9 protein-coding genes are annotated in these 11,712 nt (G+C 70.6%); 6 read left to right on the forward strand and 3 right to left on the reverse strand.

What is annotated here, in order from left to right; all coding sequences use genetic code 11:
* Positions 1–12 precede the first annotated feature (12 nt).
* Positions 13–240, reverse strand: a complete 228-nt coding sequence (locus tag HT579_14005; GenBank protein ID QKS29929.1) for a hypothetical protein — start codon at positions 238–240, stop codon at positions 13–15.
* Between the two features lie 69 nt (positions 241–309).
* Between HT579_14005 and HT579_14010 the strand changes: the two genes are divergently transcribed.
* The 6 genes from HT579_14010 to HT579_14035 all read left to right on the forward strand — a co-directional run bounded on the left by HT579_14010 (position 310) and on the right by HT579_14035 (position 6,631).
* A complete protein-coding gene (locus HT579_14010) occupies positions 310–2,214 on the forward strand; it encodes a 4Fe-4S dicluster domain-containing protein (GenBank protein ID QKS29930.1) in 1,905 nt (634 codons plus the stop codon).
* 77 nt (positions 2,215–2,291) lie between these two features.
* The gene (locus tag HT579_14015) at positions 2,292–2,927 is read left to right on the forward strand and encodes an indolepyruvate oxidoreductase subunit beta (protein QKS29931.1); all 636 of its coding nucleotides are present in this window, start codon (positions 2,292–2,294) and stop codon (positions 2,925–2,927) included.
* 73 nt (positions 2,928–3,000) lie between these two features.
* Positions 3,001–3,852 (forward strand): bifunctional methylenetetrahydrofolate dehydrogenase/methenyltetrahydrofolate cyclohydrolase FolD, encoded by an 852-nt coding sequence (gene folD / locus HT579_14020; protein QKS29932.1) that lies wholly within the window; start codon positions 3,001–3,003, stop codon positions 3,850–3,852.
* The gene (gene purE / locus HT579_14025) at positions 3,852–4,349 is read left to right on the forward strand and encodes a 5-(carboxyamino)imidazole ribonucleotide mutase (protein QKS29933.1); all 498 of its coding nucleotides are present in this window, start codon (positions 3,852–3,854) and stop codon (positions 4,347–4,349) included. The genes folD and purE overlap by 1 nt, the downstream gene beginning before the upstream one ends.
* Before the next feature lie 28 nt (positions 4,350–4,377).
* Positions 4,378–5,535: a 5-(carboxyamino)imidazole ribonucleotide synthase gene (locus HT579_14030; protein QKS29934.1), complete on the forward strand. Its 1,158-nt coding sequence runs from the start codon at positions 4,378–4,380 to the stop codon at positions 5,533–5,535.
* Complete coding sequence (locus HT579_14035; GenBank protein ID QKS29935.1) at positions 5,525–6,631, forward strand: threonylcarbamoyl-AMP synthase; 1,107 nt, start codon at positions 5,525–5,527, stop codon at positions 6,629–6,631. Before HT579_14030 ends, HT579_14035 begins: the two co-directional genes overlap by 11 nt.
* Here HT579_14035 and HT579_14040 read toward each other — a convergent pair.
* Positions 6,623–7,306 (reverse strand): hypothetical protein, encoded by a 684-nt coding sequence (locus HT579_14040; protein ID QKS29936.1) that lies wholly within the window; start codon positions 7,304–7,306, stop codon positions 6,623–6,625. The genes HT579_14035 and HT579_14040 overlap by 9 nt on opposite strands.
* Before the next feature lie 347 nt (positions 7,307–7,653).
* The gene (locus HT579_14045) at positions 7,654–11,697 is read right to left on the reverse strand and encodes a translocation/assembly module TamB domain-containing protein (GenBank protein QKS29937.1); all 4,044 of its coding nucleotides are present in this window, start codon (positions 11,695–11,697) and stop codon (positions 7,654–7,656) included.
* Between the last annotated feature and the right edge of the window lie 15 nt (positions 11,698–11,712).

Consider the following 11,712-nt stretch of genomic DNA (forward strand, 5'->3'; position numbering starts at 1 on the left):
ATGTCTCCTGATTTACGGAATCGTGGAATGAATGATGCGTGTCTGCACGCCGGAAGCGACGACGACGATGAATGTAATACCTTGCGCGACCGCGCGGTACCGCAGCGCAGCAATGACATCATCCCGGATTGTAAAACGTTCTTTTACATCGTGCAACACGGCTCGTTGCAATGCAAGGTCGGCGTTGCCGGCGCCGTCTTCGGTTGACAGCGCCGACCGGGAGAAGTTGACCTGCGTCAACCACGAAAGCGCCGGTGGCCGCTAAGGTTCTGCCTTTGTCGCAGGAAACCCTTATCCGCAGGAGAGGCAATGAGCGCACACGCAGTGATGTCGACGCCGCCGGCTGCAGCCGGCAGCAGGCTCCTGATGTCGGGCAACGAGGCGGTCGCCCGCGCCGTCTGGGAGGCCGGAACACGCGTCGCGGCGGCCTACCCCGGCACGCCATCGACCGAGATCCTCGAGTGCCTGGCAGGCTATCCGGACCTCTACAGCGAGTGGTCGGTGAATGAGAAGGTCTCGCTCGAAGTCGCGTTCGGCGCCGCCATGGCGGGTTCGCGCAGCTTCTGCGCGATGAAGCATGTCGGCCTGAACGTCGCCTCCGACGCACTGATGACGATGACGCTGACCGGCGTCCGGGGTGGCCTGGTGATCGCCGTCGCCGACGATGTCGGCCTCTCCTCGTCGCAGAACGAGCAGGACTCGCGCTACTGGGGCCGCTTCGCGCATGTGCCCGTGCTCGAACCGGCCGACTCGCAGGAAGCGCACGACCTGACGCTCGCCGCCTTCGAGCTCTCCGAGCGTTTCGAGGTGCCGGTGATCCTGCGCCTGACGACCCGCATCTGCCACGTCAAGGGCGTTGTCCGGACCGGCGAACGCAGCGCCCACGGCGCCGCCGGCTTCACCAAGGACGTCGGACGCTGGGTGATGGTGCCGAATGCCGCCGGCCGCCGGCTGCCGATGATGTTCGACCGGGAGCGCCGGCTGCGCGCCGAAGCCGAGGTCTCGCCCCTGAACTTTGCCGAACCGGGCAGCGACCGGCGGGTCGGCTTCATCACCTCGGGCCCCACCTACATGCACGTCCGCGAGAGCTTTCCGGAGGCGCCGGTGTTCAAGCTCGGCCTTTCTTTCCCGCTGCCCTTCGACAGCCTGCGCAGCTTCGCCGCCGGCTGCGAGCGGGTCGTTGTCGTCGAGGAAGTCGAGCCGCTGATCGAGACCGAGATGCAGGCACAGGGAATCGCCGTCACCGGCAAGCAGATCCTGCCGCTGTCGGGCGAGTTGTCGCCGCAGGTGCTGCGGCCGGCGATCGCCCGTCTGCTCGGCGAACCGGTGCCGGAGGACAGCACGGCCGGACCGATGAAGGTCTTTCCGCGGCCGCCGACGATGTGCGTCGCCTGCCCGCACCTGGGGGTCTACTACACGCTCTCGCAGTTGCGCAACGTCACCATCTCGGGCGACATCGGCTGCTACACCCTCGGCTTCGGCCAGCCCTGGAACGCCCTCGACGCCTGCATCTCGATGGGCGCCTCGATGGGCATGGCGCTCGGTCTCGACAAGGGCCGCGGCGACAACGAGAAGGAGCGCAAGATCGTCGCCGTGATCGGCGACTCGACCTTCCTGCACATGGGCATGCAGGGCCTGCTCGACATCGTGTACAACCAGGGCAACGTCACCGTCCTGCTGCTCGACAATCGCGCGGTCGGCATGACCGGCGGCCAGGACAATCCCGGCAGCGGTCGCGACATCCACGGCAACGAGGCGCCGCGGGTCGATTTCGTCCGCCTCGTCAAGGCCCTCGGTGTGCGCGACGAACGCGTGCACCTGGTCAACGCCTATGAACTGCCGGTGTTGCTGAAGACCCTGCGCGAGGAAACGAAGATCCCCGAACCGTCGGTGATCATCACCAGCCAGCCCTGCGTCCTGATCCCGGACTACCATGCGCTGAAGCCCTACATGGTGATCGACGAGCGCTGCACCGGCTGCGGCAACTGCATCGACGTCGGCTGTCCGGCGATCCACGTCACGCGCCGCGACCGCGTGACCAAGGCCAGCGGCCGCGAGGTCGACCTCGCCTTCGTGCGCATCGAGAGCGCCGCCTGCACCGGCTGCGGGCTGTGCCTGAAACCCTGCGCGCCCGACGCGATCGTCCATGTCGACACGCTGGCGATGCCGATCAAGGTCGTCCGCAAGAACACCGCGCCCGTCCAGAACGCCTAGACGGCGCAGTCATCGGCCACGCCGGGCCATGCCGCCGGCGGCCGCCTGCCCGCCCCTGCCGAGAGGTTCCGAATCCGATGCCTGCCAGATGCAAGTATGACACCACCAACATTCTAGTCGTCGGCACCGGTGGCCAGGGCGTCATGACCGCCACCGAGATCCTCGCCGAGGCGGCGATCGCCCTCGGCCACGACGCCAAGAAGACCGAGGTCGCCGGCATGGCGCAACGCGGCGGCGTCGTCTCGTCGCACCTGCGCTTCGGCCAGAAGGTGCTGTCGCCGCAGATCAGCCCGGGTTCGGCCGATCTGCTGCTCGGCTTCGAGGCCGCCGAGGCGATGCGCTGGCGCCACATGTTGCGGCCCGACGGCCTGGTGCTGATGAACACCGGCCGCCTCGTGCCGCCGATCGTCGAACTCGGCCTCTACGACTACCCCGACGACCCGGTGGCGGAGATGCGTGCTGCCGGCACGCAGGTGGTGTCCTTCGACGCCTCGGCGATCGCCCTCGAACTCGGCGACATGCGGCTCGGCAACACCGTCATGCTCGGCGCCATCGCCGATCACCTGCCCTTCCCCGCCGAGGTGCTCGAGAGCTGCATCCTGCAGCGCTTCGCGCGCAAGAAGCCGGAGATCGTCGACCTGAACCGGCGCGCCTTCGCCGCCGGCCGCGCGGCTGCCGCCGCCGCGCTGCGTACCGCGCCTGATGCCGCCTGATTTGCGCTAGAATCGCAGCCGTTCCGTTTCGCGCCCCCTCCCCCCGTTCCCCGGCCTCATCGGAAGAATCCACGTGACCGCAACAATCCTCGACGGCAACGCGCTGGCGCAAAGGCTGCGCGCCGATTTCAAGACCCGTGCCGAAGCGCTGGCGGCGCGCGGTACCCGCCCGGGACTGGCGGTGATCCTCGTCGGCGAAGACCCGGCGTCGCAGGTCTACGTGCGCAACAAGGTCAACGCCTGTGCGCAGGCCGGCTTCCACTCGGAGAGGATCAGCTACCCGCCGGACGTCGCACCGCAGGTGGTCTTCGACAAGCTGGCCGAACTCAATGCCGACCCGGCGATCCATGGCATCCTGGTGCAGTTGCCGCTGCCGAAGCACTTCGACAGCGACGCCGTGCTGAAGGCGATCGCCCCCGCCAAGGACGTCGATGGCTTCCACGCCGAGAACGTCGGCGCCCTGATGCAGGGTCATCCGCGCTTCATCCCGTGCACCCCCTATGGCGTCATGAAGTTCTTCGCCGATGCCGGCATCGACCCGCGTGGCAAGGAAGCGGTGATCCTCGGCCGCTCGAACATCGTCGGCAAGCCGATGGCGATGCTGCTGCTGCAGGCCAGCGCCACGGTCACCGTCTGTCACTCGCAGACGCGCGACCTCGCCTTCCACACCCGCCGCGCCGACATCCTCGTCGCCGCGCTCGGCAAGGCCCGTTTCGTCACCGCCGACATGGTCAAGCCGGGCGCGGTGGTCATCGATGTCGGCATCAACCGCCTGCCGGACGGCAAGCTCTGCGGCGATGTCGATTTTGCCGCGGTCAGCGAGGTCGCCTCGGCGATCACCCCGGTACCCGGCGGCGTCGGCCCGATGACGATCACCATGCTGCTCGCCAACACCCTCGAGGCGGCCGAGCGGGAGCTCCGCTGATGCCCGACCGCGAGCCCCTCGTCGGCGTCGTCATGGGCTCCGATTCCGACTGGCCGACGATGCAGGCGGCCGCCGTGCTGCTCAAGGAATTCGCCGTGCCTTTCGAGGCGCGCGTCGTTTCGGCGCACCGCACCCCCGACATGCTCTTCGAGTACGCCGCCGCGGCGGCAGCACGCGGCCTGCGGGCGATCATCGCCGGCGCCGGCGGCGCCGCCCACCTGCCCGGCATGCTGGCCGCGAAAACGACGGTTCCCGTGCTCGGCGTGCCGGTGCAGTCGAAGGCACTGTCGGGACAGGATTCGCTGCTGTCGATCGTGCAGATGCCGAAAGGCGTCCCGGTCGCCACCTTCGCCATCGGCGAGGCCGGCGCCGCCAACGCCGCCCTGTTCGCCGTCGCCATGCTGGCCACCGGCGACGCCGCGCTGGCGCAGCGCCTCGCCGACTTCCGCCGCGCCCAGGCCGACAAGGTCATGGCAATGAAACTGCCGGAGGTGTGAGCCGCTGCCGCGGCCCGCTTCCCCGACGATGATTCTCCCGCCCGCAACGCTCGGCATGCTCGGTGGCGGCCAGCTCGGCCGCTTTTTCGTCGCTGCGGCGCACGAAATGGGCTACCGCGTCTGGGTTCTCGACCCCGACGCGCACAGCCCGGCGGCACTGCTCGCCGACCGCCACCTGTGCACCGCCTACGACGACTATGCCGCGCTCGACGAGTTGGCGCAGGGCTGTGCCGCCGTCAGCACCGAATTCGAGAACGTCCCCGCGGGCACGCTCGACTACCTCGACAAGTTCGTCGTCGTCCGCCCGTCGGCGGCAGCGGTCGGCGTCTGCCAGAACCGCAGCGCCGAAAAGGACTTCCTGCGCGACAACGGACTGCCGCACGCGCGCTGCGTGACGGTGCACAACGAGCAGCAGTTGCGGCAGGTGGGCGACGAGCTGTTCCCGGGAATCCTCAAGGTCGCCCGCTTCGGCTATGACGGCAAGGGGCAGGCGGTCGTCGCCGACCGCCAGCAGGCGATCGCCGCCTTCCAGCGTTTCCACGGCGAGAGCTGTGTGCTGGAAGAAAGGCTGTCGCTCGACTGCGAGGTGTCGGTGGTGCTGGCGCGCGACGAGGCCGGGCTGGTGCAAAGCTTCCCGACCGCCGAGAACAGCCACCGCCACGGCATCCTCGACGTCACGCTGGTGCCGGCACGCGCCGCCGCTGCCCTGCACGCGCGTGCCGCCGCGCTGGCGGCGACGATCGCCGATCGTCTGGGCTACGTCGGCACGCTGGCGGTCGAGTTCTTCGTCGTCGGCGGCGAACTGCTGATCAACGAGATGGCGCCCCGCCCCCACAACAGCGGTCACTACACGCTCGACGCCTGCATCACCAGCCAGTTCGAGCAGCAGGTGCGCGCGCTCTGCGGCCTGCCGCTCGGCGACCCGCGCGCGCATTCGGCGGCGGCGATGGTCAACCTGCTCGGCGACCTCTGGTACGAGAACGGCTTCGCCGGCCAGCACTACCGCGAGCCCGACTGGTCGCCGCTGTACGCCTGCCCGGGCCTCAAGCTGCACCTCTACGGCAAGCATCACGCCCGGCCCGGGCGCAAGATGGGCCACTTCACCGTGCTCGGCAGCGACGCGGAAAGTGCCCGCAGCATCGCCATGGCGGCGCGGGCAGCGATCGGCATCGGCGATGCCGCCTGAAGCCACGGTCATCGACCACGCCGTCGCGCTGCTGCAGGCCGGCGAACTGGTGGCCTTCCCGACCGAGACGGTCTACGGCCTCGGTGCCGATGCAGCCAACCCGGCCGCCGTCGGCCGCATCTTCGCTGCCAAGGGGCGCCCCGCCGACCACCCGCTGATCGTCCATCTACCGGCCGACGGCTACCTCGACAACTGGGCAAGCGACATCCCGCGACAGGCCTGGGAGCTGACCGAAGCCTTCTGGCCCGGGCCGCTGACGCTGATTCTCAGGCGCGGCCGCGGCGTACCGGGCGTCGTCACGGGCGGCCAGGAGACGATCGGTCTGCGGGTGCCGGCGCACCCGCTGGCGCTCACGCTGCTGCGGGCCTTTGCCGAAGCCGGCGGCGGCCTTGGCGGCCTCTGCGGCGTCGCCGCGCCGTCGGCCAACCGCTTCGGGCGCATCAGCCCCACCGAGGCGGCGCACGTGCGCGCCGAACTCGGCGAGTCGGTGCGACTCATCCTCGACGGCGGCCGCTGTGCGGTCGGCATCGAGTCGACGATCATCGACCTCAGCCGCGGCGCGGGCGAAGCGCCGCGCCTGCTGCGCCCGGGAGCGATCACGCCGGAGCAGATCGCCACCGTCATCGGCCGGCTGCCCGCGGTCGGCTGCGAGCCGCGGGGCGCGGGCGCCGAGGCCGTGCCGCGCGTACCCGGCGCGCTGGCGGCACACTATGCACCAGCGACGCCGATGCGGCTGCTGCCGGCGACCGAGATCGCCCGCCTCGCCGGCACGCCGGCGGCTGGCCGGTGCCACGCCGTGCTCTGCCACAGCCAGATGGCGGCCGCAGAGGCGGTGCTGCTCGTTCGCCGCCTGCCGGCCGACCCCGCGCACTACGCGCACGAACTCTACGCTGCCCTGCGCGAGCTCGACCAGTCGAGTGCCGACCTGATCCTCGTCGAGGACGTGCCAGCGACCGCTGCCTGGTCGGCGATCGCCGACCGCCTGCAGCGCGCCGCCAGCGGTGCCGGCGGCAGCGCGAAGAGCCCGTCGCTCGAACCTGCCCGCCAGAGCACGGGCGCCGTCCGCTGTTCGGCGCCGGGTCGCAACTCAGGATGACGAGCGAGTACGCCGCCGGGCCTGTTGCCGCCAGAGCAGCCCGAGTCCAGCTGCGAGGAGCCAGGGGCTGGCCGGCAACGGAACTGCCGCGGCGTTCACCTCCGCGGCGTTCACCTGGTAACTGAATCCCTCGAAGAAGAAACCCGTTGGCTGGAAGCCACCGAACGCCAATCGGCCATCGGGGGCAATCTGCCCCCCCAAAGAGGATAGCGCTCCAAGCACGGTACCGCTGCAGAAAGTGTCCGGCCCGAAGGGAAAGCTGCACGGATGGTCGTCGCCCGACAACTGGTCGCCGGTCCGCCGCAGGAAGTAGCCGGGGAAGACGAAACCGCCCAGCGAACCGTCCAGCACGAGATCGACGTTCGTGAACTGGACCCAATCGGACTCCGCAAGAAAGGTTCCCTGCAGTCCCTGCGGATCGAAGTCCTGGTAGTACGTCCACCAGTGGCGGGAATACACCGCATCGAACTGACCGGAAATCGGCAATGGCCCCACGTCACCGCCACCAAAGAAACCGGCCAGATAACTCACGCTGCTGCCCGAAGTGATGGAGTAGCGCTTGCTGACCGTATCGACGCCGGAGTTGATGACCAGCACCGCGCTGGCGGCCGAAGACCACAGAAGTGTCGCTGCCGCTGCCCCGCGCGCGACGGCGGCCCATGAACTCTTTTTCACCGAAAACCCTTTCCCATCCTGTTGATGACAGTTTCGCTCGCCCGGGGTCGAGAACGCCAATCGTGCCGACCGTCTGCGCGAACGCGCCGGCGCACCGAGCAAGTTCCGTACCATCAACCGGGCAGCAGGTTTTTTTGGTCGACTTTTCAGTCCACTCGGCTGGACTGCCAGCTGCACGACACGAGCCGGTAAAGGACGCGTGTAAAGATTTCCGACACCTCGGCGAGCGCCCGGACCCGGCTTGACGGTCTCTCTCCCGACTGCCGGCCACGGCCACTGGGCCGACACCCAGCCTGGGGGGGGCATCGCCGACCGCCGGCGGCGCGGCGAGCGGGAGATGGCGGCGGCTAATGCCCGAAGCGATAGTTCCAGAGCAGGTCGAGGCCGGTGTCGGTACCGGCACGGCCGACCAGCGACAGGTTCCTCCCCAGGTTTACGGTCAGCTTGACGACGCTGCCAGCGTTGCTCAACGACTGGTCGTAGCTGATCATCATCGTCGACGACAGCCGCTTGCCGATGCTGACGATCTGGTCGGTGGTCGTGTCGCTGGCGCTGAAGCCGGAGTTGCTGGCGATGCGGCTGTTCAGCGGACGCCCCGAGCCACTCAGCGTCCCCGAACTGATGCCGAACTCGTCGATTCCCAGTTCGCGCTGCAGCGCCTTCAGCGGTCCGCCGTCCTGCCCACCGAGGATGGTCTGCGCCGCCGCCAGCAGGACCGACGAATCCTTGCCTCCCTGCTGGTCCGGACCCTGGCCGAGGACCAGCCAGGAGAGCTTCTCGGCGTCCGGCACCTCCGGGTCGGAAACCAGGCGGACGATCGGTCGCCTGGCGGTGCCGGTCACCTCGACGCCGGCCTCGACCGGCAGGTTGGCCCGCACCGCGCGGATGTTGAGGCCGGGGTTGTCGATCAGGCCGTGGAAGTTGAGGATGCCGCGCTCGATCTCGAGCTTCTGCCCGTAGGCGTCGAAAAGCCCGTCGCGGGTGCGGATCGACCCGGTCGCGCGCGGCATCCCCGTGCCATCCGAGCGAATCCGCACGGCGCCGACCAGCCGGCTCTCGACACCCGCACCGCGAAAATGGAAGTTGCGCCCGAGGTCGGCCTCGACGTCGACCGACAGCAGCCGGATTGCCGCCTCGTCCTTCCTGGCCGGGGCACCGCCGCGCCGGATGACGACGTCGTCGGACAGCTGCGGCGTGCCGGTCTTCGCCAGTTGCCAGTAGCCGGCGTCGAAACGGAGGCTGCCGACGATGTCGAGCACGCCGGCAGCCAGCTTCATCTCGGCGGTACCCGACAGCAGGGTCCACTGGTCGGCGCGCTGCGTCACGCCGAGGCGCTCGGCGCGGACCTCGAGGACGCCGGAATTGCTGCCGAAGCGCAGTTCGCCGCTGGCCTCGAGCCGTCCCGGCCGGCCGACCAGGGCCGCGATGTCGGTCCCCGGGGCGACGGCCAGCACGCGCGGCAGCGGCTGAAACTCGCTGTCGAAGCCCAGTTCCCGGAGCAGGAACCGCTGCTCGCCATCGGCACCGACCGCCAGCTCGAGCCACAGCTTGCCGCGCTCGAGACGCATTCCCTGGTCGAGCGCCCGCACCGCCAGGCCGTCGCCACGCCAGTCACCGCTGACGCGCGGCTGCGCCGGGCTGCCGTCGAGCCGCGCCTCGCCCGCCAACCGGCCGCCGAGCTGCCAGCCGGCGCCGAGCAGCGGGCCCGCCCACGCCACATCCGGCATGTTCAGGCGCAGACGGCCGCGCCAGGGCGCCAGCCGGCTGATCAGCGTGTCGGCGGAACTCGTCGCGCTGAGTTCGCCACTCACCTCGCCCAACCGCTTGCCGCGCAGTTGCAGGCGCCCGTCCAGCTTGCCGTCAGCCGCCTGCAGGCTGAGGCTGCCCTCCTCGAGGCCGAGCGGCAGGGTGCCGACCGCGAGGTCGCCGCGGTCGCGCCACAAGCGCAGGCTGCCGCCCGGCAGGCGCCTGCCCGTCGCCGACGCAGTCGGCGCACGACCGGCGTTGCCGAGATCCCACTCGCCGTTGATCCGCAGCGGCTCGCCGTTGCCCTTGAGCACCGCCGCCACGGCGGCAAACAGCTCCGGGAACTCGGCCAGCGTCGCCGCCACTGGCAGGGCCCGCAGGCTGCCGGCTGTCTGCCAGACGCCAGCGTCGTAGCTCGCGCGCTGCAGCCGTGCCGACCAGTCGGCGCCGACGAAATCGGCCGGCCCGGCAGCGACGCGGCCCGCCGCGAGCTGCAACGGCATCGCCGCAGCGAGACGGACGAAGGGCGGCTGCCGGCCGGCCGCCTGCGACAGGCTGGCCTCCTGCAGCGCGCCGACCCATACCGGTAGCGGGCTCTGCGGCTTGAAGCCGCCGGCGAGCAACAGCTCGACGGTGCGCCGGCCGGCAAGCTCGAAACCTCCGCGCAGCTGATGCCGGCTGCGCACACCGTCGGCCTCGAGCTGCAGCGCGGTGATGACGGTGTCGCCGCCGGCGAGGTCGAGGCCGGCCAGTCGCAGCTTCGCGTTGACGGCACCCTGGTCGCCGCCGGCGACGCGGGCAGCGAGGTCGAGCCCGCGCAACTGGCCGAAACCGCGCAGCGCCAGGCGCGTCGACTGCAGCGTCGCGGCGACTTCCGGCGCGCGAAAGCTGCCGCCGACGACGATCTCGCCCGCAAGGTCGCCGGTCGGACCCAGCGGATCGAGCCGCGGCGCCGCGATGCTCAGCCGCAGGCGCTCGCCCGGCGCCCCGAAAGCGCCCTTCGCCAGCAGCCGGTTGCCACCGGCACTCAGCTCGACATCGGCCCGGCGCAGGTGGTCCGGCGCCAGGTCGATCTCGCCGCCGCCGGCCAGCGACTCGCCGGCCAGGCGACTGTTGCGCAACTGGAAGGCAAGCCCGAGGCTCAGCTGCGGCCTGCTGCTGCCGTTGGCAGAGACTTCGGCATTGAGACGGGCAGCCGGCAGGCTGGTGAGGAAGCGGTGGGGATCGAAGTCCCTGAGCTGCCCCTTGAGTTCGAACCTGCCATTGCCGGTGAGCGCCAGCTTGCCGCTGGCAACGAGCTCTGCGTCGCCGCTGGCGAGGCGCAGCCGATCGACGGCCACCTGCCCGGGGTCGATCGCCAGGCTGCTCTCGAGCACGAAGCGCGGATCGCGCAGCTCGCCCTCGAGCACCTGCCGGTGCAGCCCGAGCGTGGCACGCAACGGACCGGCCAGGCGCGTTCGCTGCAGGCCGGCGTACAACGCGCCGGCATCGACCGCGCTGGCCGCGAGTCGCAGCGAAAGCTCGGACGCACGCAGCGCGCCGCTGCCGCGCAGGCGGCCGCCGCCAGCGAGGTGCAGATCGATGTCGCCAAGTTCCAGTGTGTCGGCAGCCAGTGCCAGGCCGGCGGTCAGCGACTCGACCGGCAGCAGCTGGCGATCGATCGTCCCCGGGCGATGGTTCACCGCCTGCAGGCGGCCGCTCAGCGCGGCCGGCGAGTCGCCCAGCGGCCGCAGTTCGAGACGCAGCTCGAGGTCGGCACGCGGCGCGCCCGCCACCCACGCCGCCGGATCGACGCCGGACAGCCGCGCCACCGCCTCGCCGAGCACCTGCCGCGCGAAGGGCAGGATGCGGGCATCGACTTCGCCGACGAAGCCGTCGGCCGGCGCCGCTGCCAGCGGCCGCGCCCCGCCGTGCACGGCAATCTCCTCCAGCCGGCCCTCGGCGACGAGGTCGAAAGCGAGGGCGCGGCCGCCCGCTTCACCCTCGATCGCCGCCCGGGCGACGAGTGCGAACGGTTTCGCCGCCGCCAGCGAAGCGTCGCCGCTCAGCGCCAAACCGCCGACCCGGGCACGCAGCTCGAGCAGACGATGCAGCGCACCGTCGCTCGCCAGCCCGGCCGCCAGCGACTCGGCGATCGTTGCCGCCGCGCCATCGGGATGGGCATGGTCGCCAACCTCGACGACAGCGATCTCGAGTCGCTCGATGGCCACCGCCAGCGGCAGATCGAGGCTCTCCGGCAGGACCACCGGCTCATCGTTCGCCACCTGCGAGACGCGCAGCCGGTCGGCCGCGATGCGGCCGACCGCCAGACGACCCCGCAGCAACTCGGCCGGGCGCCAGTCGAACTGCAGTTCATGCACCTGGACATCGAGCGTCGCGCTGCGCCAATGCAGCGACTGCAGCGAGAACGATGAAGCCAGGGTGCCGCTGGGCGCGGCGATGACGAGCTGCCCGGCAGCGAGCCGCTCGAGCAGCAGGCAGCCCAAGCGCAGCCCGCCCTCGCTGCCCAGCAGCGCGGCGCCGCCCGCCGTCAGCACGAGCAGCGACACGGCCAGCAGCGCCAGCCAGCGCCGCCGCCGGCGCGGCGGCAGTGCGTCCGTCGCTGCCGCCGCGGCAGGCGGCGGCGGGCTGCTGTCCCGGTTCATCGGCGCATCTCCTCG

Origin of the sequence: Candidatus Accumulibacter similis (assembly GCA_013347225.1) — a bacterium.
Classification (GTDB): domain Bacteria; phylum Pseudomonadota; class Gammaproteobacteria; order Burkholderiales; family Rhodocyclaceae; genus Accumulibacter; species Accumulibacter similis.

Bases quoted from the DNA above. Each gene is read 5' to 3' on its own strand.
- HT579_14015 (QKS29931.1), top strand. From the start codon at position 2,292: ATGCCTGCCAGATGCAAGTATGACACCACCAACATTCTAGTCGTCGGC.
- HT579_14030 (QKS29934.1), top strand. From the start codon at position 4,378: ATGATTCTCCCGCCCGCAACGCTCGGCATGCTCGGTGGCGGCCAGCTC.
- HT579_14045 (QKS29937.1), bottom strand. From the start codon at position 11,697: ATGAACCGGGACAGCAGCCCGCCGCCGCCTGCCGCGGCGGCAGCGACG.
- purE (QKS29933.1), top strand. From the start codon at position 3,852: ATGCCCGACCGCGAGCCCCTCGTCGGCGTCGTCATGGGCTCCGATTCC.
- HT579_14035 (QKS29935.1), top strand. From the start codon at position 5,525: ATGCCGCCTGAAGCCACGGTCATCGACCACGCCGTCGCGCTGCTGCAG.
- HT579_14010 (QKS29930.1), top strand. From the start codon at position 310: ATGAGCGCACACGCAGTGATGTCGACGCCGCCGGCTGCAGCCGGCAGC.